The organism is Variovorax sp. V116 (assembly GCF_041154435.1).
Lineage (GTDB): Bacteria > Pseudomonadota > Gammaproteobacteria > Burkholderiales > Burkholderiaceae_C > Variovorax > Variovorax paradoxus.
Genome location: NZ_AP028661.1, coordinates 1,413,512 through 1,438,366 on the forward strand (window position 1 = coordinate 1,413,512; position 24,855 = coordinate 1,438,366).

General features: G+C 66.6%; 26 protein-coding genes and 1 tRNA gene. 18 read left to right on the forward strand and 9 right to left on the reverse strand.

Annotated elements, in window-relative coordinates:
- Positions 1-5: 5 nt before the first annotated feature.
- Complete coding sequence (locus ACAM58_RS06545; protein ID WP_028256322.1) at positions 6-1,187, reverse strand: acyl-CoA dehydrogenase family protein; 1,182 nt, start codon at positions 1,185-1,187, stop codon at positions 6-8.
- 144 nt (positions 1,188-1,331) lie between these two features.
- Here ACAM58_RS06545 and purN point away from each other — a divergent pair, with 144 nt between their 5' ends.
- Both purN and ACAM58_RS06555 read left to right on the forward strand, forming a co-directional pair.
- A complete protein-coding gene (gene purN, locus ACAM58_RS06550; RefSeq protein ID WP_028256321.1) occupies positions 1,332-1,928 on the forward strand; it encodes a phosphoribosylglycinamide formyltransferase in 597 nt (198 codons plus the stop codon).
- 34 nt (positions 1,929-1,962) lie between these two features.
- Positions 1,963-2,283 (forward strand): I78 family peptidase inhibitor, encoded by a 321-nt coding sequence (locus tag ACAM58_RS06555; protein ID WP_012746425.1) that lies wholly within the window; start codon positions 1,963-1,965, stop codon positions 2,281-2,283.
- A gap of 40 nt (positions 2,284-2,323) precedes the next feature.
- Here the strand turns inward: ACAM58_RS06555 and ACAM58_RS06560 are convergent, their stop codons facing one another.
- Positions 2,324-2,560 (reverse strand): DUF1653 domain-containing protein, encoded by a 237-nt coding sequence (locus tag ACAM58_RS06560; RefSeq protein WP_012746426.1) that lies wholly within the window; start codon positions 2,558-2,560, stop codon positions 2,324-2,326.
- Between the two features lie 44 nt (positions 2,561-2,604).
- On the opposite strand from ACAM58_RS06560, the gene ACAM58_RS06565 reads away from it, so the two are divergent.
- The 3 genes from ACAM58_RS06565 to ACAM58_RS06575 all read left to right on the forward strand — a co-directional run bounded on the left by ACAM58_RS06565 (position 2,605) and on the right by ACAM58_RS06575 (position 7,106).
- Positions 2,605-4,458 carry a M48 family metalloprotease gene (locus ACAM58_RS06565; RefSeq protein ID WP_028256320.1) on the forward strand — a complete coding sequence of 618 codons (1,854 nt, stop codon included), beginning with the start codon at positions 2,605-2,607 and terminating at the stop codon, positions 4,456-4,458.
- Between the two features lie 28 nt (positions 4,459-4,486).
- Entirely contained in the window at positions 4,487-5,758 is a 1,272-nt protein-coding gene (locus ACAM58_RS06570) for an RsmB/NOP family class I SAM-dependent RNA methyltransferase (RefSeq protein ID WP_012746428.1), read from the forward strand.
- A gap of 133 nt (positions 5,759-5,891) precedes the next feature.
- Positions 5,892-7,106 (forward strand): fatty acid desaturase, encoded by a 1,215-nt coding sequence (locus ACAM58_RS06575; RefSeq protein WP_012746429.1) that lies wholly within the window; start codon positions 5,892-5,894, stop codon positions 7,104-7,106.
- 151 nt (positions 7,107-7,257) lie between these two features.
- On the opposite strand, the gene rpmG is transcribed toward ACAM58_RS06575, so the two are convergent.
- From rpmG to trxB, 3 genes are all read right to left on the reverse strand, one after another.
- The gene (rpmG, locus tag ACAM58_RS06580; RefSeq protein WP_007830291.1) at positions 7,258-7,431 is read right to left on the reverse strand and encodes a 50S ribosomal protein L33; all 174 of its coding nucleotides are present in this window, start codon (positions 7,429-7,431) and stop codon (positions 7,258-7,260) included.
- Positions 7,432-7,442: 11 nt separating this feature from the next.
- Positions 7,443-7,676 carry a 50S ribosomal protein L28 gene (rpmB, locus tag ACAM58_RS06585; RefSeq protein WP_007830293.1) on the reverse strand — a complete coding sequence of 78 codons (234 nt, stop codon included), beginning with the start codon at positions 7,674-7,676 and terminating at the stop codon, positions 7,443-7,445.
- A gap of 179 nt (positions 7,677-7,855) precedes the next feature.
- Positions 7,856-8,815 carry a thioredoxin-disulfide reductase gene (gene trxB, locus ACAM58_RS06590; protein ID WP_012746430.1) on the reverse strand — a complete coding sequence of 320 codons (960 nt, stop codon included), beginning with the start codon at positions 8,813-8,815 and terminating at the stop codon, positions 7,856-7,858.
- A gap of 181 nt (positions 8,816-8,996) precedes the next feature.
- Between trxB and ACAM58_RS06595 the strand changes: the two genes are divergently transcribed.
- From ACAM58_RS06595 to ACAM58_RS06630, 8 genes are all read left to right on the forward strand, one after another.
- Entirely contained in the window at positions 8,997-9,671 is a 675-nt protein-coding gene (locus tag ACAM58_RS06595) for a Crp/Fnr family transcriptional regulator (protein WP_018903175.1), read from the forward strand.
- 94 nt (positions 9,672-9,765) lie between these two features.
- Positions 9,766-12,165, forward strand: coding sequence for a DNA translocase FtsK (locus ACAM58_RS06600; protein WP_026283832.1), 2,400 nt, complete (start codon positions 9,766-9,768; stop codon positions 12,163-12,165).
- Positions 12,166-12,319: 154 nt separating this feature from the next.
- Positions 12,320-12,952 carry an outer membrane lipoprotein chaperone LolA gene (gene lolA, locus ACAM58_RS06605; RefSeq protein WP_062362977.1) on the forward strand — a complete coding sequence of 211 codons (633 nt, stop codon included), beginning with the start codon at positions 12,320-12,322 and terminating at the stop codon, positions 12,950-12,952.
- 20 nt (positions 12,953-12,972) lie between these two features.
- On the forward strand, positions 12,973-14,265 hold the full coding sequence (locus ACAM58_RS06610) for a replication-associated recombination protein A (protein WP_062362975.1): 1,293 nt from the start codon (positions 12,973-12,975) through the stop codon (positions 14,263-14,265).
- A gap of 239 nt (positions 14,266-14,504) precedes the next feature.
- Positions 14,505-15,434 carry a branched-chain amino acid ABC transporter permease gene (locus tag ACAM58_RS06615; RefSeq protein ID WP_012746435.1) on the forward strand — a complete coding sequence of 310 codons (930 nt, stop codon included), beginning with the start codon at positions 14,505-14,507 and terminating at the stop codon, positions 15,432-15,434.
- 13 nt (positions 15,435-15,447) lie between these two features.
- On the forward strand, positions 15,448-16,647 hold the full coding sequence (locus tag ACAM58_RS06620; protein WP_018903178.1) for an ABC transporter ATP-binding protein: 1,200 nt from the start codon (positions 15,448-15,450) through the stop codon (positions 16,645-16,647).
- Positions 16,648-16,666: 19 nt separating this feature from the next.
- Positions 16,667-17,440, forward strand: a complete 774-nt coding sequence (locus ACAM58_RS06625) for an ABC transporter ATP-binding protein (protein WP_012746437.1) — start codon at positions 16,667-16,669, stop codon at positions 17,438-17,440.
- Positions 17,441-17,456: 16 nt separating this feature from the next.
- Positions 17,457-18,245 carry an ABC transporter ATP-binding protein gene (locus ACAM58_RS06630; RefSeq protein ID WP_027730917.1) on the forward strand — a complete coding sequence of 263 codons (789 nt, stop codon included), beginning with the start codon at positions 17,457-17,459 and terminating at the stop codon, positions 18,243-18,245.
- Between the two features lie 10 nt (positions 18,246-18,255).
- Here ACAM58_RS06630 and ACAM58_RS06635 read toward each other — a convergent pair whose 3' ends face one another.
- Together ACAM58_RS06635 and ACAM58_RS06640 are read right to left on the reverse strand one after the other, a co-directional pair.
- Positions 18,256-19,233: a tripartite tricarboxylate transporter substrate binding protein gene (locus tag ACAM58_RS06635; RefSeq protein WP_062362972.1), complete on the reverse strand. Its 978-nt coding sequence runs from the start codon at positions 19,231-19,233 to the stop codon at positions 18,256-18,258.
- A gap of 37 nt (positions 19,234-19,270) precedes the next feature.
- On the reverse strand, positions 19,271-20,335 hold the full coding sequence (locus tag ACAM58_RS06640; protein ID WP_062362970.1) for a CDP-6-deoxy-delta-3,4-glucoseen reductase: 1,065 nt from the start codon (positions 20,333-20,335) through the stop codon (positions 19,271-19,273).
- Between the two features lie 55 nt (positions 20,336-20,390).
- On the opposite strand from ACAM58_RS06640, the gene ACAM58_RS06645 reads away from it, so the two are divergent.
- On the forward strand, positions 20,391-21,332 hold the full coding sequence (locus ACAM58_RS06645) for an SDR family oxidoreductase (RefSeq protein ID WP_062362967.1): 942 nt from the start codon (positions 20,391-20,393) through the stop codon (positions 21,330-21,332).
- Positions 21,333-21,336: 4 nt separating this feature from the next.
- Positions 21,337-21,963 carry a hypothetical protein gene (locus ACAM58_RS06650; RefSeq protein WP_062362964.1) on the forward strand — a complete coding sequence of 209 codons (627 nt, stop codon included), beginning with the start codon at positions 21,337-21,339 and terminating at the stop codon, positions 21,961-21,963.
- Positions 21,964-21,990: 27 nt separating this feature from the next.
- Here ACAM58_RS06650 and ACAM58_RS06655 read toward each other — a convergent pair.
- Positions 21,991-22,075, reverse strand: a tRNA-Leu gene (locus ACAM58_RS06655).
- Positions 22,076-22,116: 41 nt separating this feature from the next.
- Between ACAM58_RS06655 and cysM the strand changes: the two genes are divergently transcribed.
- The 3 genes from cysM to ACAM58_RS06670 are packed head-to-tail and all read left to right on the forward strand — an operon-like array spanning position 22,117 to position 23,823.
- A complete protein-coding gene (cysM, locus tag ACAM58_RS06660) occupies positions 22,117-23,019 on the forward strand; it encodes a cysteine synthase CysM (protein WP_062362961.1) in 903 nt (300 codons plus the stop codon).
- A gap of 8 nt (positions 23,020-23,027) precedes the next feature.
- The gene (locus ACAM58_RS06665) at positions 23,028-23,606 is read left to right on the forward strand and encodes an NUDIX domain-containing protein (RefSeq protein ID WP_062362958.1); all 579 of its coding nucleotides are present in this window, start codon (positions 23,028-23,030) and stop codon (positions 23,604-23,606) included.
- Positions 23,596-23,823, forward strand: coding sequence for a sulfurtransferase TusA family protein (locus ACAM58_RS06670; RefSeq protein WP_012746445.1), 228 nt, complete (start codon positions 23,596-23,598; stop codon positions 23,821-23,823). The genes ACAM58_RS06665 and ACAM58_RS06670 overlap by 11 nt, the downstream gene beginning before the upstream one ends.
- Positions 23,824-23,863: 40 nt before the next feature.
- On the opposite strand, the gene galU is transcribed toward ACAM58_RS06670, so the two are convergent.
- Positions 23,864-24,754 (reverse strand): UTP--glucose-1-phosphate uridylyltransferase GalU, encoded by an 891-nt coding sequence (galU, locus tag ACAM58_RS06675; protein ID WP_062362956.1) that lies wholly within the window; start codon positions 24,752-24,754, stop codon positions 23,864-23,866.
- Positions 24,755-24,855 lie beyond the last annotated feature (101 nt).

A 24,855-nucleotide genomic window follows, 5' to 3' on the forward strand; every position in this document is an offset into this window, starting at 1 on the left:
TCTCCTCAGCCCAGCACCGTCTGGGCGACGATGTTGCGTTGCACTTCGTTCGAGCCGCCGTAGATGGTGGTCTTGCGCATGTTGAAGAAGGTCGATGCAAGCGGCGCGAGCGCCGGGTTGCCGCCCGGGAAGTTGCCCTGCCAGCCGGCTTCCATCGCTTCGCGGATGAGCGGCAGCGAATAGGCGCCGCCGGCCAGCATCATCAGTTCGCTGTAGCGCTGCTGGATCTCGCTGCCGCGGATCTTGAGCAGGCCCGCGACATCGAGCGAATTCTTGCCCGAGGTGGCGGCCGAAAGCACGCGCAGCACCATCATCTCGAGCGCGACGATGTCGACCTCCAGCTTGGCGATCTCGTCGCGGAAGCGCTGGTCGTCGTAGACGCCTTCGCTCTTGGCGATGCGCTTCAGGCGCTCGAGCTCGCGCTTGGCGCGGTTCACGTCGGCGATGTTGGTGCGCTCATGCGAGAGCAGGTGCTTGGCGTAGGTCCAGCCCTTGTTCTCCTCGCCGATCAGGTTCTCGGCCGGCACCTCGACGTTGTCGAAGAACACCTCGTTCACTTCATGGCTGCCGTCCAGCAGCTTGATCGGCCGCACCGTGACGCCGGGCGACTTCATGTCGAGCAGCAGAAAGCTGATGCCGGTCTGGGGCTTGCCCTCGTTGCTGGTGCGCACGAGGTTGAACATCCAGTCGCCATGCTGGCCGAGGGTGGTCCAGGTCTTCTGGCCGTTGACGATGTACTTGTCGCCGTGGCGCTCTGCCTTGGTCTTGACCGAGGCCAGGTCGGAGCCCGAGCCGGGCTCGCTGTAGCCCTGGCTCCACCAGACCTCGCCGCTCGCGATGCCGGGAAGAAAGCGCTTCTGCTGCTCGGCATTGCCGAAGGCCATGATCACCGGGGCGACCATCACGGGGCCGAACGGGATGATGCGCGGCGCGCCGGCCAGCGCGGTTTCTTCCTCGAACAGGTGGCGCTGGATGGCGGTCCAGCCCGGGCCGCCGAATTCCTTCGGCCAGCCGTAGCCGAGCCAGCCCTTCTTGCCAAGAATCTTGGCCCAGCCCTGCAAATCGTCGCGCGTCAGCTCGAGCGCGTTGTGCACCTTGTGCGAAATTTCTTGGGGAAGGTTTTCTCTGACCCAGGCGCGAATTTCTTCGCGGAACTGCTGTTCTTCGGGCGTGAAGCTCAAATCCATGCGTGCCTCGCTGTGTTGATCGGTCCGCCGCCGTCGCGGCTGCGGCGGCATGTCTCCGGAGCTTCGAGTTTTAGCACGGTCGTGCTGTGAATCGGTGTCCGCGCGGCGACAACGCGGGCGGAGCACAGATAATCCCGGCCTCCCATGAAGAACATCGTGATCCTGATTTCCGGCGGCGGCTCCAACATGGCGGCCATCGTGCGCGCCGCCGAGCGCGACCGCTGGCCCGAGCGCTTCGGCGCGCGCATTGCCGCGGTCGTCAGCAACAAGGCCGACGCAGGGGGGCTTGCCGTCGCCAGGGCCCACGGCATCGCAACCGCCGTGGTCCCGCACAAGGACTTCGCGACGCGCGAGGCCTTCGACGAGGCGCTGGCGAAGGCGGTCGACGCGCATTCGCCGGCGCTGGTGGTGCTGGCGGGCTTCATGCGCATCCTGACGCCGGGCTTCGTCGGGCGCTACGCCGGCCGCCTGATCAACATCCATCCCTCCTTGCTGCCGGCCTTTGCGGGGCTGAACACGCACCAGCGGGCCATCGATGCCGGCTGCAAGGTGGCGGGCGTCACGGTGCACCAGGTCACGACCGAACTCGACCACGGTCCGATCCTGGATCAGGCGGTGGTGCCGGTGCTGCCGGACGACACGGCCGCCACGCTGGCCGGCCGGGTGCTCGCGCAGGAGCATCAGTTGTATCCACGCGCCATTGCCGCGTGGCTTGCAGATACATCAAGTCACACGTCTTAAATTTGTTTATATTCGCGGGTTTTCGGGAGCACGAATGAAAACCCAATCGCTACTGTCCGCGGTCGCCGGCGCTGTCCTGTTGTCGGCCTGCGCCGCGCCAGCCCCCGCACCAACCCCTGCATCCGCATCCGCTGCACCGCCCGAGCCGGTGTTCCAGTGCAATGCGGACGGCGCGCGCTTCGCCGTCGGCCAGCCGCTGTCGCCCCAGCTCGAGGCCGCCGCCCGCGTACGCGCCGGTGCGGGCACGGTGCGTGCGCTGAAGCCCGGCGAGGCAGTGACGATGGAACTCAACGGCGGGCGCCTGAACCTCGACGTGGATGCACGCGGCCGCGTGACGGACGTCCGCTGCGGCTGAGGCGCACTGGGGCCGGCGCTGTCGTCGAATACCTGGTGTTCTAGATCGGCGCGAAGCGCGGTTGGATGACGCCGTCGATCTCCACCGTGCCCTCGAACATCGCAGCCGGGCGGACCCACAGCCCTTTCGCACCATAGAGCGCGCGGTACAGCGTCATCGGCTCCAGCGTTTCGCTGTGGCGCACGGTGCCCAGCACCTCGTATTCGCCGCCCTTGTAGTGCCGATAGCGGCCGGGGGGCGTCTCGATCAGGGGTGGCAGGTCGTTGTCGTCGTTCATGTTCTTGCTGGCCTTTCAATGGGAGGCTGGTGGAGGAAAGTCGGATGGATCGCGCTGATTTTGTTCACCTCGTCAGGCTGAGCGAGCATGCCAGCGCGGACGACAGCGCGCGCTACCGGCGCGGCGTCGCGGCTTTTGCGGCGCTCGGCTATCTCTGGGTGCTGGCTTGCCTTGCGCTTTCGGTCGGCATCATCGCCTGGGTCGCGCTGGCGGCCGGACGCGGGCGTTTCAGCTTCACGCGCGGCTGGCTGCTGCTGTTCGCCCTGGGCCTGCTCTGGGCCACGCTGCGCGCGCTCTGGGTCCGGTTCGACGAGCCTGAAGGGCGCGAGCTTTCGCGCGCCGATGCGCCCGCGCTGTTCGAGGCGCTCGAGCGCATCCGCAAGAAGATCAAGGGGCCGCCGGTCCACCGCGTCTATCTCGACGACGAGTTCAATGCCAGCATCCGGCAGGTACCGCGCTTCGGGCTGTTCGGCGGGGCGGTCAACTCCCTGAGCATCGGGCTGCCGCTGCTCATGATGCTGGACCGGCGGCGGCTGCTGTCGGTGCTCGCCCATGAATACGGGCACCTGCGCGGCAACCACGGCAAGCTCAGTGCCTGGATCTACCGCACGCGGCTTTCATGGCTGAAGCTGGACGCCAGCCTGCAGCGCGACGAAGGCGTGATGGCGCTGGTGTCGCAAGCCTTCTTCCGCTGGTACTTTCCGCGTTTCGCGGCCCGCACCTTCGCGCTTGCGCGGCAGGACGAATACGAAGCCGACCGCATCTCCGGCCGGCTGCTGGGCACGCCCGTGGCCGCGGCCGCCTTGACCGAGATCGCCATCAAGGCCCGCTGGTATGCCGACGAGTTCTGGGCCTCGCACTGGGCGCGCGCCGAACGCGAGCCGCAGCCGCCCGGTCCCTTCGAGGCCCTGAGCCAGCGCGCCGCCACGCCGCCGGACGCCGAATTCGCGCGCCAGGCCCTGCGCGAAGCCATGCGACGCGTGAGCGACCTGGAAGACACCCATCCCGTGCTGCGCGACCGGCTCGAGGCGCTCGGCCAGAAGGCCGTGGTGCCGCCCTGGTCGGTCGAACCCGCGCTGGGCATGCTGGCCGACAGCGCCAAGTGGATCGCGCATTTCGACAACCAGTGGCGCCGCGCCCATGCCGGCGACTGGAAGCAGCACCACGCGCATCGCTCGCGCATCCGCGAGCGCGTCGAGCTGCTCGCGGCGCGGGGCGAGCGCAACACGCCCGACGAGCTGGTGGAGTGGGCGGATGCCGAACGCCGGCTCGATCCGGCCGCCCCGGTGCGTGTCCGCTATGAGCGCGCACTCCAGATCGCGCCCGAGCACGCCGGCGCGCTGCGCGGACTGGCCCAGATGCTGCCCCTGCGCGACCGCGCGGCGCGCCTGGCGGTGCTCGAGCGCCTGTACGGCTCCAGCGCGGCGAGCCGCTGGTGGGCCGCGAAAAGTGCCGTGGCCGCGCTCGAGGACCCCGATGCGGGCGCGCACGACGAGGACGCGCTCAAGCTGTGGCGCGGCCGCCTCAAGGAGGCCGAGGAAGCCGAAGCCCGCGCCTGGGAAGAGATCACCGAGACGCCTTTCTTCAGCCAGATCGCCCGGCACGACCTGGGCGACCACGAACTGGGCGAGCTGCGGGCCGACCTCGCGCGCTGCCTGCCCGTTTCGCGGGCCTGGCTGGTGCGCAAGATCCTGCGCGAATTCCCGTGGCGCCGGGCCTACGTCGTGTTCGTCGAGTTGCCGGGGCTGGACGACGACGACCGCTGGCAGCTCTGCCGCCAGCTCGAACACACGCTGAGCCTGCCGGGCGCGGCGCTGGTGCTCTGGGCCGGCCATTCGCCGACGCTGGAGGAGATCGAGCGGCAGGCTTTCGGGGCGATCTGGACGCGCACCGCGTAGCGGGCCGCCCGGCTGAGACAATCGGGGCATGCACCCCAAAGCCCTGTTGGAGGCCACCGCCGATCTGGTCGGCCTTGTCCTGAAATTCGATCACCCGGCCGACCAGGTCGTTTCGCGCTTTTTCCGCGACCACCGCGAGTTCGGCCCGCGCGAGCGCGCCACGCTTGCCGAAACCGTCTACACCGTGCTGCGCAAGAAGCTGCTGTTCGACCACCTCTCGCCCTCGGGCAGCGGCTCGAAGGAGCGCCGCATGGCGATCCTGGGCTTTCACGGCCCGCGCGACTTCCTCAAGAGCGCCCTCAACGACACCGAAAAGCGCTGGCTCGACAACTGCGACGCCGTCAAGCCGGACGATCTGCTCGAACGCCATCGCCACAACCTGCCCGAATGGCTGGTGGGGCCGCTCAAGGCCCAGCTGGGCGACGGTTTCTGGGCGCTGGTCGAAAGCCTGCAGCAGCCCGCGCCGCTCGATCTCCGCGTCAATGCGCTGACCGACAAGCGCGCCGAAGTCAAGGCGGAGCTTGCGAAAGCTGCTATCAAATCGGAAGCAACGCCGTTCTCGCCCTGGGGCCTGCGGATCGACGGCAAGCCCGCGCTGACCAAACTGGACGCCTTCGCCCGCGGCGCCGTCGAGGTGCAGGACGAGGGTTCCCAACTGCTCGCGCTGCTGCTGGATGCCAAGCGGGGCGAGATGGTGGTCGATTTTTGCGCCGGTGCCGGCGGCAAGACGCTGGCCATCGGCGCGACCATGCGCAACACCGGCCGGCTCTACGCCTTCGACACCTCGGCCCACCGGCTCGACGCGCTCAAGCCGCGGCTCGCGCGCAGCAAGCTGTCGAACGTGCATCCGGCCGCCATCGCGCACGAGCGGGACGACCGCATCAAGCGCTTGGCCGGCAAGATCGACCGCGTGCTGGTGGACGCACCCTGCTCGGGCCTGGGCACGCTGCGCCGCAATCCGGACCTGAAATGGCGCCAGTCGCCCCAATCGGTCGAGGAACTGACGGTCAAGCAGGCCGCCATCCTGCAAAGCGCGGCGCGCCTGCTGAAATCGGGCGGACGGCTGGTCTATGCCACCTGCAGCGTGCTGCCCGAGGAAAACGAGGCCATTGCCGAGGCTTTCAGCGCCGCCAACCCCGATTTCGTGCCCCAGGACGCCGCGGAACTGCTGCAGGGGCTCAAGGTGGAGGGTTTCGAGGCGCTCTGCGCAGGCGGAGCGGACGGGCGGCGCTATCTGCGGCTGTGGCCGCACCGCCACGCCACGGACGGTTTCTTTGCCGCGGTGTGGAACCGCAAATAGGCACGGCACTCCAAATTAGGGTAAATCTGCGCCTTCAAGGAAGGGCAAAGGGCCTCATTTTGGCCCTGCCGCCTTAAAATCGCGGGTTAACTGAAAGGCTGCACCTTCGTGTGGCCATGGAGCACTTAATTCAATGTTGATTCCTGACTCTGCCGTTTTGAGCGCGGCCATCGACTGGCTCGGACACGGCTTGTGGGACCTCACATGGTGGCAAGTCGTGCTGTACACGCTCGTCACCACGCACATCACGATCGCTGCGGTCACGATCTTCCTGCACCGCACGCAGACGCACCGGGCCATGGATCTGGGCCCGATCCCCTCGCATTTCTTCCGCTTCTGGCTGTGGCTCGGCACCGGCATGGTGACCAAGGAATGGGTGGCCATCCACCGCAAGCACCACGCCAAGTGCGAAACCGAAGAAGACCCGCACAGCCCGCAGGTCAAGGGCATCGACGAAGTCCTGTGGCGCGGCGCCGAGCTGTATCGCGCCGAGTCGAAGAACAAGGAAACGATGGAGCGCTACGGCCACGGCACGCCCGACGACTGGCTCGAGCGCAACCTGTACACCCGCTACAGCTGGCAGGGCGTGGGCCTCATGCTGGTCATCAACCTGGCGCTGTTCGGCGCGCTCGGCCTCACGGTCTGGGCCGTGCAGATGCTGTGGATCCCGATCACCGCGGCCGGCATCATCAACGGCATCGGCCACTACTGGGGCTACCGCAACTTCGAGGCGCCGGACGCCAGCCGCAATGTCTCGCCCTGGGGCCTGATCATCGGTGGCGAAGAGCTGCACAACAACCACCACACGTATCCCACCTCGGCCAAGTTCTCGGTCAAGAAGTACGAATTCGACATCGGCTGGGTCTACATCCAGATGATGCAGAAGATCGGCTGGGCCAAGGTCAAGAAGGTGCCGCCGAAGATGCTGATGGGCGACATCCAGCCCGTGGCCAACGAGAAGACGCTCGAGGCCGTCATTGCCAACCGCTATGAAGTCATGGCCGGCTATGCCCGCGAGATGCGCCGCGTCACCAAGGCCGAACTGGCTGCGCTCAAGACCAAGGGCGGCGACATTTCGGTGCTCAAGGCGGCCAAGAACTGGCTGCATCGCGACGACGACAAGGTGCCCGCATCGGCCCGCTCGCACCTCGTGCAGGCGCGCGCTGCCCACCCGGTGATCGACAAGATGGTCACCATGCGCGAAGAGCTGCGCCAGCTCTGGCTCAACACCTCGCAGTCGCGCGAGCAGCTGGCGGCCGACCTGGCGGCCTGGTGCCACCGCGCGGAGGCCAGCGGCATCGCCGGCCTGCGCGAGTTCTCGACCCGCTTGCGCGCTGCACGCGCCTGATCAGGCGGGCGTTCGCGCCCATCAAGAAGCCGGCCCATGGGCCGGCTTTTTTGTTTGTGCCTGCCGCACCCCGCGCTGCGCGTGATTCGACAGGCAACAAAAAACCCGCTGGGTGAGCAGCGGGTTTTTCGTGGGGGAAACCGGGGCCGAATTACTTCAGCTTGATTTCCTTGTATTCGACGTGCTTGCGTGCCTTGGGGTCGAACTTCATGATCGACATCTTTTCAGGCATCGTCTTCTTGTTCTTGCTGGTCGTGTAGAAGTGGCCGGTACCCGCGGTGGATTCCAGCTTGATCTTTTCGCGTCCGCCTTTGCTCGTTGCCATGATTCAGCTCCTTAAGCTTGGCCGCGTGCACGCAGGTCTGCGAGCACGGCGTCGATGCCGTTCTTGTCGATCAGGCGCAGTGCGGCGCTCGAAACACGCAGGCGAACCCAGCGGTTTTCAGTCTCGACCCAGAAACGGCGGTATTGCAGGTTCGGCAGGAACCGGCGCTTGGTTTTGTTGTTGGCGTGGGAAACGTTGTTTCCGACCATCGGGCCTTTGCCCGTTACGTCGCATACGCGTGCCATGAGGACACTCTTTCTTGAACAGCTGGCACCGGCGCAATCGTGGCGATTGCAGGTGTTTTGCAGCTTGACCTCGCCAGAAAACGGGTGGCGGTACCCCGGCTTTGCCTGGATTCTCGGCCCCGGTTGAAAGGGGCTATTTCGGCAAAGCCTTGGATTATAGCCCTTTTGGGGCTGCCCGCTTAAAGCGTGCCGTCCTGCTCGAGGAAGCGCTGGGCGTCCAGCGCGGCCATGCAGCCGGTGCCGGCGCTCGTGATGGCTTGGCGGTACACGTTGTCCTGCACGTCGCCGGCGGCAAAGACGCCCGGAATGCTGGTCATCGTGGCAAAGCCCTGCAGGCCCGAGCGGGTCAGGATGTAGTTGTCCTTCATTTCCAGCTGGCCCTGGAAGATGTCGGTGTTGGGGTGGTGGCCGATCGCGATGAAGCAGCCCTTGAGGTCGATCTGCTCGGTGGCGCCGCTTTGCGTGTTCTTGATGCGGATGCCCGTCACGCCCGTGTCGTCGCCCAGCACCTGGTCGAGTTCGTTGTGCAGCTTCAGGACGATCTTGCCTTCGGCGACCTTCTCCATGAGCTTGTCGATCAGGATGGGCTCGGCGCGGAACTTGTCGCGGCGGTGCACCAGCGTGACCTTGTTCGCGATGTTGGCCAGGTACAGGGCTTCCTCGACGGCGGTGTTGCCGCCGCCGATCACGCACACTTCCTGCTCGCGGTAGAAGAAGCCGTCACAGGTGGCGCAGGCCGAGACGCCGCGGCCCATGAATTTCTGTTCCGAGTCGATCCCCAGGTACTTGGCGGAAGCACCCGTGGCAATGATCAGCGAATCGCAGGTGTAGGTGCCACTGTCGCCGGTCAGCGTGAACGGGCGCTTGCCGAGGTCGACCTTGTTGATGTGGTCGAAGACGATCTGCGTCTTGAAGCGCTCTGCGTGCTCGAGAAAACGCTGCATGAGCTCGGGGCCCTGCACGCCATGCACGTCCGCGGGCCAGTTGTCGACCTCGGTGGTCGTCATCAATTGGCCGCCCTGGGCAATGCCCGTGATGAGCAGCGGCTGGAGGTTTGCGCGGGCTGCGTAGACGGCGGCGGTGTAGCCGGCCGGGCCGGAGCCCAGAATCAAGACCTTGGCGTGTTGGGGAGCGGACATGAGTGGAAAACCTAGGATTTGCGCTGCTTCAGCGTGTACATTTTCAGGGTGGTAGCGATATATGTGGAGTATCACCGCTCGGTTCAACACCGGGTGCACGGTGTTTTCAATGCGCGCGATTGTAGTAATCCATCGGGCCCACGATGGACGAGCTTGCGCACGCCGTATCAGGGATTGATAAATGTCGATGCTGTCCAATCTTGAGTTGCTGCGGCGCGTTCCGCTGTTTGCCTCGCTCACGTCCTCGCAGTCTGCAAGCATTGCGGATGCGATCATCAAGAAGCGCTTCAAGCGGGCCGAAGTCGTTGTCGAGCAGGGCAAGAAATCGGACGCGCTCTACATCATCCTGACCGGACGCGCGCGCGTGACGAGCGCCGACAACCGCGGGCGCGAGGTGATCCTTGCCACCTTGCATCCCGGCGACTACATCGGCGAGATGAGCCTGATCGACGACGAGCCCCATTCGGCCACGGTGCGCACCGAGATCCAGTGCGACGTACTCATGCTGGACCGGGACGCCTTCGCACGCTGCCTGCCCGAGAACTCCTCGATGGCCTACAACATCATGCGCGGCCTGGTGCAGCGCCTGCGCCATGCCGACCGCAAGATCGAGTCGCTTGCGCTGATGGACGTCTATGGGCGCGTGGCGCGCTCGCTGCTCGAGTTCGCGATCGACGATGGGGCAGGCAACCTGAAGGTGCGCGACAAGATCTCGCGCCAGGATCTCGCGAAAATGGTGGGCGCCTCGCGCGAAATGGTGAGCCGCGTGATGAAGGATCTCGAGGAGCGCGGATTTGTCCAGACCCAGGACGACGGCTCCATGATCGTCAAGGACCGGCTCTTGTCCCTGGCTTGAGCCGCCGGGTCCGGCGCTTCAGGCGGCCGCACCCTTTTGTTGTAGTGTTCAGGCATCCAGCCGCCGTTTCGAAGGATTGGGTGCCGCGTTTTTCATGACCTATTCGCTCAATACACTTCAATCTTCTTCTGCCGCCGAGGGGCAGCCGGTGCGCCTGCGCGCCATGCGCTTCGCCCACGAGATCACGCTGGTGGCGGGCTTTGCGGGGCTCTTGTTCTGGCTGCTGGCCATGCTGAGCTTCACGCCCTCCGATGCGGCCTGGTCGACCTCCGGCACCGGCGGCGAGATCAAGAACTGGGGCGGCCGCATCGGCGCCTGGCTGGCCGACGGCAGCTATTTCCTGGCCGGCTATTCGGTCTGGTGGTGCCTCGCGGCGGGCCTGCGGGCATGGCTTTCGTCGCTGGCCAACTGGCTGCGCGGCGGCGAGGCCGCGCCGGCCGAGCAGCCGGTGCGCGGGCGCTTCAACCGCAGCCGCCTGGCGTTCTGGTTCGGCCTGGTGCTGCTGCTGTGCGCGAGCGTGGTGCTCGAATGGTCGCGCCTGTACCGGCTCGAGTCCCACCTGCCGGGTTCGGGCGGCGGTGTGCTGGGCTACCTGGTGGGGCCCGCAAGCGTGCGCTGGATGGGCTTTACCGGATCGGCGCTGGTGGCCATCGCTGCCGGCGTGATCGGCTCGGCGCTGGTGTTTCGTTTCTCATGGAGCCAGATCGCCGAGCGCATCGGCGCGCGGGCCTATTCGCTGTTCGAGTCGCGCCGCGAAAAGCGCGAGATGGCGGCCGACATCGCCATGGGCAAGCAGGCCGCCCGCGAGCGTGCCGAGGCCGAAGACCTGCCGTTCTCGCGTGCAGCGGACGGTGGCGAGCCGGCGGATTTCGACGGCGACGAAGAACTGCGCATCGAGCCGCGCCCGAAGCGCCGCGCGGCGTCGCCGCCGGTGCAGATCGAGCCCGCGATGACCGAGGTGCCCAGGAGCGACCGCGTCGTCAAGGAGCGCCAGAAGCCGCTCTTCAAGGAACTGCCCGACAGCAAGCTGCCGCAGGTCGACCTGCTCGACGCGGCGCAGGCGCGCCAGGAAACGGTCTCGGCCGACACGCTCGAGATGACCTCGCGCATGATCGAGAAGAAGCTCAAGGACTTCGGCGTCGAAGTGCATGTGGTGCTGGCTTCGCCGGGCCCGGTGATCACGCGCTACGAGATCGAGCCGGCCACCGGCGTCAAGGGCTCGCAGATCGTCGGCCTGGCCAAGGACCTGGCGCGTTCGCTCTCGCTGGTGTCGATCCGCGTGGTCGAAACCATCCCGGGCAAGAACTACATGGCGCTCGAGCTGCCGAACGCCAAGCGCCAGTCGATCAAGCTCAGCGAGATCCTCGGCTCGCAGGTCTACAACGAAGGCAAGTCCTTCCTGACGATGGGCCTGGGCAAGGACATCATCGGCAACCCCGTGGTGGCCGACCTGGCAAAGATGCCGCACGTGCTGGTGGCCGGTACCACCGGTTCGGGCAAGTCGGTGGGCATCAACGCGATGATCCTCTCGCTGCTCTACAAGGCCGAGGCACGCGACGTCCGCCTGCTCATGATCGACCCGAAGATGCTCGAAATGTCGGTCTACGAAGGCATTCCGCACCTGCTGGCGCCCGTGGTCACCGACATGCGGCAGGCCGCGCACGGCCTGAACTGGTGCGTGGCCGAGATGGAGCGCCGCTACAAGCTCATGAGCAAGCTCGGCGTGCGCAACCTGGCCGGCTACAACACCAAGATCGACGAAGCCAAGGCGCGCGAGGAGTTCATCTACAACCCCTTCAGCCTCACGCCCGACGATCCCGAGCCGCTCAAGCGCGAGCCGCACATCGTGGTGGTGATCGACGAACTCGCCGACCTGATGATGGTGGTGGGCAAGAAGATCGAAGAGCTCATCGCCCGCCTTGCGCAGAAGGCGCGCGCCGCCGGCATCCACCTGATCCTGGCCACGCAGCGGCCCAGCGTCGACGTGATCACCGGCCTCATCAAGGCCAACATTCCCACGCGCATCGCGTTCCAGGTGTCGAGCAAGATCGACAGCCGCACCATCCTCGACCAGATGGGCGCCGAGGCGCTGCTGGGCATGGGCGACATGCTCTACATGCCGAGCGGCACGGGCCTTCCGATCCGCGTGCACGGCGCGTTCGTGAGCGACGAGGAAGTGCACCGCGTGGTGGCCTACCTCAAGAGCCAGGGCGAGCCCGACTACATCGAAGGCGTGCTCGAAGGCGGCACGGTCGACGGTGACGGCGACATGCTGGGCGAGGGCGGCGACGCCGAGAAGGACCCGATGTACGACCAGGCGGTCGAAGTGGTGCTGAAGAACCGCAAGGCCAGCATCTCGCTGGTGCAGCGCCACCTGAAGATCGGCTACAACCGCGCGGCGCGGCTGGTGGAAGACATGGAGAAGGCGGGCCTGGTCAGCGCCATGAGCGGCAGCGGCCAGCGCGAGATCCTGGTGCCGGCGCGCGCCGAATAGCCGGCCCATGCCTGCGCACCTGGGCGTTACCCACTGACAGCCACGTTGCAAAAGCTGCAATAACGTTGCAAAACTTCATGAAGCCCCGCACATGGCGCAACGCGCAGCGGGGTATGGTCCTGTCAACGCCATCGCTTTTTCCGAGGAACCCCAATTGAAAATTCGCCATTGGCTGTTGATCGGCCTCCTGTGTTCCGCCAACGCCTGGGCCGGCGGCCTTGAAAGCCTCGAGGCCTTCGTGAAGACGGTCAAGTCGGGCCGCGCCGAGTTCACCCAGACCGTGACGGCGCCGCCGCGCGAAGGCCAGCCTGGCCGCACCAAGACCTCCACCGGCACCTTCGAATTCCAGCGGCCCGGCAAGTTCAAGTTCGACTACCAGAAGCCCTTCGCCCAGAGCATCGTGGCCGACGGCAAGACGCTGTGGCTCTACGACGCCGACCTGAACCAGGTCACGCAGCGCGCCCAGTCGCAGGCGCTGGGCTCGACGCCCGCCGCGCTGATTGCCGCGGCACCCGACCTGCGCGCGCTGCAGGCCGACTTCACGCTCGAGGCCGCGCCCGAGCGCGACGGCCTGCAGTGGGTCAAGGCCACGCCCAAGAACAAGGACGGCCAGCTGCAGAATGTGCAGGTCGGCTTCCAGGGCGACGCGCTGGCGGCGCTCGAAATCCTTGACAGCTTCGGGCAGCGCTCGGTGCTCAAGTTCAGCAAGGTGGAGGTGAATCCGGCACTGCCTGCCAGCGTGTTCGAGTTCAAGGCGCCCGCCGGCGCGGACGTCATCAAGCAATAGCCACCGGACGCACCGCAGGTTTGGCCACCAGTTCGCATCAACCCCTTGCCGAGCGCCTGCGTCCGAAGACGCTGGGCGAGGTCATCGGCCAGCAGCACCTGCTGGGGCCGGGCATGCCGCTGCGCATTGCCTTCGAATCGGGCCAGCCGCATTCGTGCATCCTCTGGGGGCCGCCCGGCACCGGCAAGACGACCATCGCGCGGCTGATGGCCGATGCCTTCGATGCGCAGTTCCTCAGCATCAGCGCGGTGCTCGGCGGCGTGAAGGACATCCGCGATGCGGTCGAACGCGCCACGGCGGCGCGCGACGGCCTGGAGCAGCGGCGCACGATCGTCTTCGTCGACGAGGTGCACCGCTTCAACAAGAGCCAGCAGGACGCGTTCCTGCCGCATGTGGAATCGGGACTCTTCACCTTCATTGGCGCCACCACCGAGAACCCCTCGTTCGAGGTCAACTCGGCCTTGCTTTCGCGTGCGGCCGTGTACGTGCTGCAACCGCTCACCGAGGCCGACCTCAAGCAGATCGTGGCCAAGGCGCAGGCCATCCAGGCAGTGCCGGGCATCGAGGACACGGCCATCGACCGGCTCGTCGCCTATGCCGACGGCGATGCGCGGCGCCTGCTCAACACGCTCGAGACGCTGGCCGTCGCGGCCCGCGCCGAGAAGCTCGGCCACATCACCGACGAATGGCTGCTGCGCGTGCTCGGCGAACGCATGCGGCGCTACGACAAGGGCGGCGAGCAGTTCTACGACACCATCAGCGCGCTGCACAAGTCGGTGCGCGGCAGCGACCCCGACGCCGCGCTCTACTGGTTCGTGCGCATGCTCGACGGCGGCGCCGATCCGCGCTACATGGCGCGCCGGCTGGTGCGCATGGCCAGCGAGGACATCGGCCTGGCCGACCCGCGCGCGCTGCGGCTCGCGCTCGACGCCGCCGAGGTGTATGAGCGCCTGGGCACGCCCGAAGGCGAACTCGCGCTGGCCGAGTGCGTGGTCTACCTGGCGATGGCGCCCAAGTCGAATGCGGTCTACACCGCCTACAACGCCGTGCGCGCGCTCATCAAGAAGGACAGCACCCGCCCGGTGCCGATGCACCTGCGCAACGCGCCCACCAAGCTCATGAAGGACCTCGACTACGGCAAGGGGTACCGCTACGCGCACGACGAGGAGGGCGGCTTTGCCGCGGGCGAGCGCTACCTGCCCGATGGCCTCGAGGGCCAGGTTTTCTACCAGCCCGTCGAGCGCGGGCTTGAAATCCGCATCGCGGAGAAGCTGCGTGAACTGCGCCGCCTGAACGGCCAGCGCGAGGAGTGATACGCCTTTTCACCATGCGCGTACGCCATGCATGACTTCACTCGCATACAGCATGGCATGAGCGGGTAAACCCCGGGCAAGGCGCACCAAATCGGCGCTGGTGGGTGCTTACAATCCCGCCCACAAATCAGCCAGCGGCACATGTTGGCTGGTTTTTTGCTTATCAAGCCAAGGTGCCAAACCGGTGCCAAGGTGGGTGAACAGCACCCCGCAACGGTGCAACAAATAGGGAACGCGTTATGGAAATATTGCTGCAGCAGATCATCAACGGTCTGGTCCTGGGCAGCATGTATGCCTTGATAGCCTTGGGCTACACCATGGTGTACGGCATCATCAACCTGATCAATTTTGCGCACGGCGAAGTGCTGATGGTGGGGGCGCTCACGAGCTGGACCATCATCGGGCTCATGAAGGAATCCATGCCCGGCACGCCCGGCTGGCTGATCCTCATCATCGCGCTGATCATCGCCTGCATCGTTGCAGCCACGCTCAACTTCGTGATCGAGAAGGTCGCCTACCGGCCGCTTCGCAACAGTCCCAAGCTCGCACCGCTCATCACGGCCATCGGCATGTCGATCCTGCTGCAGACGCTGGCCATGATCATCTGGAAGCCCACCAACAAGGCCTATCCCAACCTGCTGTCGACCACGCCCATCGAGGTGGGCGGCGCGGTGATCTCGCCCACGCAGGTCATGATCCTGAGCGTCACGGCGTTCTCGCTCGTGGTGCTGATGTGGCTGGTCAACTACACCAAGCTCGGCCGCGCGATGCGCGCCACCGCCGAGAACCCGCGCGTCGCGGCGCTGATGGGCATCCGGCCCGACATGGTCATTTCGGCCACGTTCATCATCGGTGCCGTGCTCGCGGCCATCGCGGGCGTCATGTACGCCTCCAACTACGGCATCGCGCAGCATGCGATGGGCTTCCTGCCCGGCCTCAAGGCCTTCACCGCGGCGGTGTTCGGCGGCATCGGCAACCTGGCCGGCGCGGTGGTCGGCGGCATCCTGCTCGGGTTGATCGAAGCCATCGGCTCCGGCTACATCGGCACCCTCACGGGTGGCGTGCTGGGCAGCAACTACAGCGACATCTTCGCTTTCATCGTGTTGATCGTCATGCTCACGCTGCGGCCCTCGGGCCTGCTCGGCGAGCGCGTGGCGGATCGGGCCTGAGGAGCAGCACACCATGAAGAACAGCAAGAACCTCGCGCTCTACATCCTGGGCGTCGTCGCGGTGCTCGCACTGCCGATCTTCCTGCAGAGCCAGGGCAACGCCTGGGTGCGCATTGCCGACATCGCATTGCTCTACGTGATGCTCTCGCTCGGCCTGAACATCGTCGTCGGCTACGCCGGCCTGCTCGACCTGGGCTATGTGGCCTTCTTTGCGATCGGGGCCTACCTGTTCGCGCTGATGGGCTCGTCGCACCTGTCCGACACCTTTCCGTGGTTCAAGGCCATGTTCCCGAACGGGCTGCACACCTCGCTGCTCATCGTGATACCGCTGGCGCTCGTGGTGGCCGGCATGCTGGGCGTGCTGCTCGGTGCGCCCACGCTCAAGCTGCGCGGCGACTACCTGGCCATCGTGACGCTCGGCTTCGGCGAGATCATCCGGGTGTTCCTGAACAACCTCGACCAGCCGATCAACATCACCAACGGCCCGAAGGGCATCACCGCCATCGACTCCGTCAAGTTCTGGGGGCTCGACCTCGGCAAGGCATGGAAGTTCGACGGCTTCTCGATCTCCTCGGTCACGCTCTACTACTACCTGTTCCTTGCGCTGGTGGTGGCCACGATCATCATCTCGCACCGCCTGCAGATGTCGCGCATCGGGCGCGCCTGGATGGCGATCCGCGAAGACGAGATCGCCGCCAAGGCCATGGGCATCAACACCCGCAACATGAAGCTGCTGGCCTTCGGCATGGGCGCGAGCTTCGGCGGCGTGTCGGGCGCCATGTTCGCGGCCTTCCAGGGTTTTGTCTCGCCGGAGTCGTTCAGCCTCATGGAGTCGGTGATGATCGTTGCCATGGTGGTGCTGGGCGGCATCGGCCACCTGCCGGGCGTGATCCTCGGCGCCGTGCTGCTGGCTGCGCTGCCCGAGGTGCTGCGCTACGTGGCCGGCCCGCTGCAGGCCATGACCGACGGCCGCCTCGACGCGTCCATCCTGCGCCAGCTCTTCATTGCGCTGGCCATGATCATCATCATGCTGGTGCGCCCGCGCGGCCTCTGGCCTTCGCCCGAGCACGGCAAGACATTGCAGCGCAAGGGGGCCGCTGCCCCCGGCGCACCGGTGGCGCCGGGGTCGCTGCAGACCCATGCGCCGGGCATCGAGACGCCGGCCGACGAACTGCCGGGTGCGGCCTCGCGCCCCATGTCGATCAATCCGTGAGCCGAAGGAGAAAATCAACATGACGACAGACACCATCCTCGACGTTCGCGGCATCTCCAAGCGCTTCGGCGGCCTGCAGGCGCTTTCCGACGTCGGCATCACCATCAAGCGCGGCCAGGTCTATGGCCTCATCGGCCCCAACGGCGCCGGCAAGACCACCTTCTTCAACGTGATCACCGGGCTCTACACGCCCGACAGCGGCAGTTTCGAGCTGGCCGGCAAGCCCTACCAGCCCACGGCCGTGCACGAAGTGGCCAAGGCCGGCATTGCGCGCACCTTCCAGAACATCCGCCTGTTCTCCGAAATGACGGCCCTCGAGAACGTCATGGTGGGGCGGCACATCCGCACGCATTCGGGCGTGTTCGGCGCGATGCTGCGCACCGGCAGCTTCAAGGCCGAGGAAAAAGCCATCGCCGACCGCGCGCACGAGCTGCTCGAGTACGTGGGCATCGGCAAGTTCGCCGACTACAAGGCGCGCACGCTGTCGTACGGCGACCAGCGCCGGCTCGAGATTGCGCGCGCACTGGCCACCGACCCGCAGCTCATCGCACTCGACGAGCCCGCCGCCGGCATGAACTCGACCGAGAAGGTGCTGCTGCGCGAACTGATCGACCGCATCCGCAAGGACGACCGCACCATTCTCATCATCGAACACGACGTCAAGCTCATCATGGGCCTGTGCGACCGCGTCACCGTGCTCGACTACGGCAAGCAGATCGCCGAAGGCACGCCCTACGACGTGCAGAAGAACGAAAAGGTGATCGAGGCCTACCTCGGCACCGGAGGACACTGAAATGGCGACGACGACGATGACGAGCGCAGAAGAAACAACAACGACGGCAACGGCAACTGCAACCCCGCGCAAGACCGCGGCCAACGCCCCTGGCAAGACGCTGCTCAAGGTCAGCGGCCTCAAGGTCGGCTACGGCGGCATCCAGGCGGTGAAGGGCGTGGACTTCGAGGTCCACGAAGGCGAACTGGTGTCGCTGATCGGCTCCAACGGCGCCGGCAAGACCACCACCATGAAGGCGATCACCGGCACATTGCCGGCGGGTGCCGGCACCATCGAATTCCTGGGCCGCAACATCAAGGGGCGCGGCGCCTGGGACCTGGTGGGCGAGGGCCTCGTGATGGTGCCCGAAGGCCGCGGCGTGTTCACGCGCATGACGATCACCGAGAACCTGCAGATCGGTGCCTACATCCGCAAGGACAAGGCCGAGATCGCGAGCGACATGGAGCGCGTGTTCGTGACCTTCCCGCGGCTGCGCGAGCGCAAGGACCAGCTCGCGGGCACCATGTCGGGCGGCGAACAGCAGATGCTGGCCATGGGCCGCGCACTCATGGCGCGCCCCAAGGTGCTGCTGCTCGACGAGCCCACCATGGGCCTGTCGCCGATCATGTGCGACAAGATCTTCGAGGTGGTGCAGACCGTGGCCGCGCAAGGCGTGACCATCCTGCTGGTGGAGCAGAACGCCAACCGTGCGCTGCAGCTGGCCGACCGCGGCTACGTGATGGAGTCGGGCCTCATCACGATGACGGGCGACGCCAAGGATCTGCTGAGCGACCCGCGCGTGCGGGCCGCCTACCTCGGCGAATAATCTCCAAGGGTCAGTCGACCCTGGCGCCGGTCGCCTTCACGACGGCTTCGTACTTGGAGAGTTCGCTCTTCATGAACGCGCCGAACTGCTCGGGCGAATTGGCGACCGGCTCGGCCAGCAGCGTGGCAAAACGGGTCTTCGTTTCCGGTGCGTTCAGCGCCGCCACGAAGGCCTGGTTGAGCTTCACAACCACGTCGTGCGGCGTGCCGGCCGGTGCCACCAGGCCCCACCAGGTGTCGATCGAGAAGCCCTTGAGCGTGTCGGCCACCGGCGGCAGCTCGGGCATGGCGCTGCTGCGCTGCAAGGTCGTCACGGCAATGGCCTTGAGCTTGCCCGAGCGGATGTTCGGCGCCGCCGTGGCCAGGTTGTCGAAGTTGAAGTCGACCTGGCCCGAGAGCAGCGCCAGCTGCGCCGGATTGCCGCCGTTGTACGGAATGTGCAGCGCGAAGATGCCGGCCTGCTTCTTGAACAGCTCGCCTGCCAGATGGCCGGCGCTGCCGTTGCCGCCGCTGCCGTAGTTGAGCTTGGCGGGGTTGGCCTTGGCGTAGCGGATCAGGTCGGCCACGGTGTTGATCTTCAGGCGCTGCGCCGTTTCCGCATTCATCACCAGCACGTTCGGCACGCGCACCATCTGCGTGATGGGCGCGAAGTCGGTCGCCGCGTTGAACGGGATCTTGCTGTAGAGCCACGGATTCACCGCGTGGGTGGCGGTGGCCGCAATGCCGATGGTGAGGCCGTCGGGCGCCGCCTTGGCCACGATGTCGGCGCCGATGTTGCCGCCCGCACCGGGCTTGTTGTCGATGATGACCGTGCCCAGGGAGTCCTTCACGCGTTCGGCCAGCATGCGGGCCGTGACGTCGATGGGGCCGCCAGCGGCGTAGGGCACCACGAGGCGGATCGGGCGCTGCTGCTGGGCCGCGGCCTGGCCGGCGGTGGCCAGCAGCGTGGCGCCGGCGAGCAGCGCGAGGAGGAAGTGTCTCGTCTTCATTCTTTGATGTCGTCTCGGAGAAAAGGGAAAGCGGGGATCAGGGAAGCGCCTTGTCGGCCTCGGTGGTGAACGCGTCGGCAAAGAATTCTTCTTCGGGCAGGCCGGCCAGCGCCACGTAGTCGTGCCTGGCCGAGTCGACCACGATCGGCGCGCCGCAGGCATACACCTGGTGGCCTGAAAGGTCGGCAAAGTCTTCCAGCACCGCGCGATGCACGAAGCCCGTGCGGCCGTTCCAGTTGTCTTCCGGCGTGGCGTTGGAGATGACCGGCACGTAGCGCAGGTTCGGCATCTCCTTCTGCTGCTCGCGCACCCAGGCGTCCATGTAGAGGTCTTCGGGCCGGCGGCCGCCCCAGTAGAGCGAGGCGGGCCGGTCGATGCGCTTGAACTTCATGTGCTCGAGCAGCGCCTTGATGGGCGCAAAGCCGGTGCCCGAAGCCAGCAGGATCATCGGCTTGGCCGAATCCTCGCGCAGGAAGAAGCTGCCGTAGGGGCCTTCGATGCGAAGGATTTCCTTTTCCTTCATGGCGCCGAACACATGGTCGGTGAACTTGCCGCCCGGCAGATGCCGCAGGTGCAGCTCGATGCCCGTGCCCGGCTCGGCCAGCGTGTGCGGCGCATTGGCCATCGAGTAGCTGCGGCGCGCGCCGTCGCGCAGGATGAATTCCACATACTGGCCCGCATGGAACTGCAGCGGCTCGCCGGCCGGCAGCTGCAGGCGCAGCTTCATCACGTCGTGGGAGAGCCGCGTGAGCGCCAGCACCCGCACCGGCATCTTGCGGATCGGCAGGGCGCCGGCCTCGGTGACCTGGCGCGACTCGAGCACCACGTCGCTCTTGGCATGGGCGCAGCAGGTCAGCACGAAGCCGGCCAGCTGCTCTTCGGCGCTCAGCGCCTTGCTCTGGTGCGGCCCGAGCTCGACCTCGCCCGAGAGCTTCCGGCACTTGCACGAGCCGCAGGCGCCATCCTTGCAGCCATAGGGAAGGCCGATGCCCTGGCGGATGCCGGCCGCGAGAATGGTTTCGTCGCCATGCACCACGAAATGACGCCCGCTGGGCTCGACGGTGATGGAAAAGCCCGCTTCATGCGGCGCTGCAACAGTCATCGGTATTCTTCGGCTTGTTTCAGCCTGGGTCTGAAAAGGGAAAGGAACTCGGATTTTGCCTTCAATCAATAGCCCTTCCGGCGCGCTGCCGGCGCGCTTTCGCCGCGAACGCCTGCTGATCGTGGGCTGCGGGGACGTCGGCCAGCGCGTGGCGCGCAGCCTGCGCGGCCGCATGCAGCTGGTGGCGCTCACTTCATCGGGCGAACGGGTGCCGGCCCTGCGGGCGGCGGGCATCCGTCCGCTCCAGGGCAACCTGGACGATCCGGCCACGCTGCGCCGCCTGGCCGGCGTGGCCACCCGCGTGCTGCACCTGGCGCCACCGGCGCGCGACGGCGGCGCCGCCTGGTGGCGCGACCAGCGCACCACCGCGCTGGCGCGCGCGCTGCGGCTGCGTTCCGTGCCGCTGGCGTTCGTCTACGGCTCCACCAGCGGCGTCTATGGCGACTGCGGCGGCGCCCGCGTGAGCGAAACGCGCCCCGTGCGGCCCGACACGCCCCGCGCCCACCGCCGCGTGGACGCCGAGCGCGCAGTGCGCTGGCTCGGCCGCAGCGCGGGTGTGCGCGCCAGCATCCTGCGCATCCCGGGCATCTATGCGCCCGACCGCGAGGGCGGCACGCCGCGCCAGCGGCTCGCGCGCGGCACGCCGGTGCTGCGGCGCGAGGACGACGTGTTCACCAGCCACATCCATGCCGACGATCTTGCGCGGGCCTGCGTGGCGGCGCTGTTCCGGGGCCGGCCGCAGCGCATCGTGCACGCCTCGGACGACACCGAGCTGCGCATGGGCGACTACATCGACCTGGCGGCCGACCTGTACGGCATGCCGCGCCCGCCGCGCGTGGCCCGCGAGGAAGCCCAGCGCCAGCTGCCCTTGCAGCTGCTGAGCTTCATGGGCGAATCGCGCCGGCTCGACAACACGCGGCTCAAGCGCGAACTGCGCGTGCGGCTCGCGCACCCGACGGTGCACACCGGCCTGCGCGAAGAAGCAGCAGCAGCCTGAAGCCGTGCCGGACCTGCCCGCGAAGGCCTTTCATTTCGTCGATGCCGCCAACTGGCCGGCGGTGCGGCAGCAGGGGCTGTGCAGCACCGACGAGCTGCTGCGGCGCGGTGCCTTCGGCACTGAAGTCGAAGCCTCGGTGCGCGCGCACCGCCCCGAGGGCGTCACGCTGCCCGACGGCCGCTACATCCGCGACCAGCGTCCCATGCCGCCCGGAGCACTGGCACGCTGCCTCGATCCCGGCCTGGCGCCGGCCGACTGGTATGCGCTGCTCAACGGCTGCGTGTTCTTCTGGCTGGACCCCGAAAGGGTGCAGCGCCATCGCGCCGCCCTGCGCGGCCGGCCGCAGGTGCTGCTGACTTTCGACGCGCATGCGCTGGCCGCCGCCCACGAGGCTGTCGCGCACGTTACGCCATTCAACATCGGAAGCGCCCTGCGCAAGGCCGCGCCGCGGGGGCTGCGAACGCTGGTGCCGCTCAAGCAATGGCAGCCGAAGGGATGGGCATCGGAGGCACTGCCGGGGCAGGCGGTGCGGGCTGCGAGCCATCGGCCGGCCGAGCTGGTGCTGCGCGCGGCGGCCGTGCCGGACGCGATGCGCCATGTCACGGCGACCGAAATGATCGGGGCTGCGTGAGGGCAGGCAGGAAAGAGGGGGAGGGGGTGGTGCCCGGGGCCGGAATCGAACCGGCACACCTTTCGGTGGGGGATTTTGAGTCCCCTGCGTCTACCAATTTCACCACCCGGGCACATCCGGAAGGAAGCCCAAAATTATGGCACAGTGGCTGCCATGAATTATCCGACGATCGAAGACGCCATCGGCAAGACCCCCCTGGTGGCACTGCAACGCATCGATGCGGCCGAAAACGCCAGGCGCGGCAATGTCATCCTTGGCAAGCTGGAAGGCAACAATCCCGCGGGCTCGGTGAAGGATCGTCCTGCGCTTTCGATGATCAAGCGCGCCGAGGAGCGCGGCGAGATCAAGCCCGGCGACACGCTGATCGAAGCCACCTCGGGCAATACCGGCATCGCGCTGGCCATGGCCGCGGCCATCAAGGGCTACCGCATGGTGCTGATCATGCCGGAGGACCTGTCCGTCGAGCGCGCCCAGACCATGAAGGCCTTCGGCGCCGAGCTGGTGCTCACGCCCAAGAGCGGCGGCATGGAATACGCGCGCGACTTGGCCGAGCAGATGGTGGCGCAGGGCAAGGGCCGGGTGCTCGACCAGTTCGCCAATGCCGACAACCCGCGCATCCACTACGAGACCACCGGCCCCGAGATCTGGACCGACACCAAGGGCAAGATCACGCATTTCGTGAGCGCCATGGGCACCACCGGCACCATCACCGGCGTCTCTCGCTTCCTGAAGGAAAAGAACCCCGCGGTGCGCATCATCGGCGCGCAGCCGGCCGAAGGCTCGCGCATCCCGGGCATCCGCAAGTGGCCGGCCGAATACCTGCCCAAGATCTACGACCCGAGCCGGGTCGACGATGAAATCAGCGTGAGCCAGGACAACGCCGAGGAGATGTGCCGGCGCCTTGCGCGCGAAGAAGGCATCTTCGGCGGCATCTCCGCGGCCGGCGCGCTCTGGGTGGCGCTCGAGGTTGCCAAGACGGTCGAGAACGCGACCATCGTGTTCGTGGTGTGCGACCGCGGCGACCGGTACCTGTCGACCGGCGTCTTTCCCGCCTGACCGAAGCCATGGCCCATCCCAAGTTCTGCCAGGCCTGCGCCACGCCGCTCGAATGGATCGCGTTGATGGAAGACGGCGGTCCCAAGGAACGCCTGCGCTGCCCCTCCTGCGGCCACACGCACTGGAACAACCCCACGCCCGTGCTCGCGGCCATCGTCGAGTATCGCGGCCAGGTGCTGCTGGCGCGAAACGCCGCCTGGCCCGTGAAGATGTATGCGCTGATCACCGGCTTCATGGAAGCCGGCGAAACGCCCGAGGAAGGCATTGCGCGCGAGGTCAAGGAAGAAACCAACCTCGACGTGAGCGCGGCCAAGCTCGTCGGCGCGTACGACTTCCAGCGCATGAACCAGATCATCATCGCCTACCACGTGGTGGCCGATGGCGAGGTCAAGCTTTCGCCCGAGCTGCTGGACTACCGCCTCTACGACCTGCCCGACCTCAAGTGCTGGCCCGCGGGCACCGGCTATGCACTGGCCGACTGGCTGCGCACGCGGGGGCACGAGCCGGTGTTCTTTACCGCGGCGGAAAACGAGGAACGGCGGCGCGGCCTGAACCTGCCGCCCGAGGAGCCGAAGCATGCAGGTTGACCGCGAACTCGACACGCGGGGCCTGAACTGCCCGCTGCCCATTCTCAAGGCAAAGAAGTCGCTCAACGACATGGCGAGCGGCCAGCTGCTGAAGGTGGTGTCGACCGACCCGGGATCGCTGCGCGACTTCCAGGCCTTTGCGCGGCAGACCGGCAACGAGCTGGTCGAGCAGCAGACGATCGGCAGCGACTTCATCCACGTGCTGAAGAGGCGCTGAGCGCCAGAAAAGAAAAGGGCCCCGCCGGGGCCCTTTTTCTTCAGAGCTCCAGGCTCTTGAGGTATTCGCGGAACTGCCCGCCGACTTCGGGGTGCGCGAGCGCAAGCTCCACCGAGGCTTGCAGGAAGCCTTCCTTGCTGCCGCAGTCGTAGCGGATGCCCTTGTAGGCATAGGCGTAGACCGCTTCCTTCTTCATCAGCGCCGCGATGCCGTCGGTGAGCTGGATCTCGCCGCCCGCGCCCTTGGGCTGGTTGCGGATCTCGTCGAACACGGCGGGCGTGAGGATGTAGCGGCCCGCCACGCCAAGGCGCGAAGGTGCCTTGTCCGGCGAGGGCTTCTCGATCATGCGATCGACCTTCACGAGGTCGTCGCCGATCGATTCGCCCGCCACGATGCCGTAGCGCTTGACGTGTTCGAGCGGCACTTCCTGCACCGCGAGCACCGAAGCACCGAGCTTGCCGAAGGCGGCCGTCATCTGCGCGAGCACCGGTGCGCCGCCCACAGGGCCGACCATCAGGTCGTCGGCCAGCAGCACGGCGAAGGGCTCGTTGCCCACCAGGTGTTCGGCGCACAGCACTGCATGGCCGAGCCCCAGCATGCGCGGCTGGCGCACGTAGGAGCAGGTCATGTCGTCGGGCATGACCGAGCGCGCGATGTTGAGCAGTTCGAGCTTGCCGCTGGCCTCGAGCTGGCTCTCGAGTTCGTAGGCGGTGTCGTAGTGGTCTTCGATGGCACGTTTGTTTCGGCCAGTTACGAAAATCATGTCGCGAATGCCCGCCGCGTAGGCTTCCTCAACCGCGTACTGGATGAGTGGCTTGTCGACAACCGGCAGCATTTCCTTGGGCTGCGCCTTGGTGGCGGGCAGAAAGCGGGTGCCGAAACCTGCAACAGGAAATACGGCCTTGCGGATGCGTGTCGAGGGAGTGGGCATGGACAATTTGGGCGTCTGTTCGTTCAGTTGAAGAAGAAGGTTCGATGGATCAACGGCGGCACGGAAAGGCCGTCGTTGCCATGCTAAACCTTGCCCAGGCC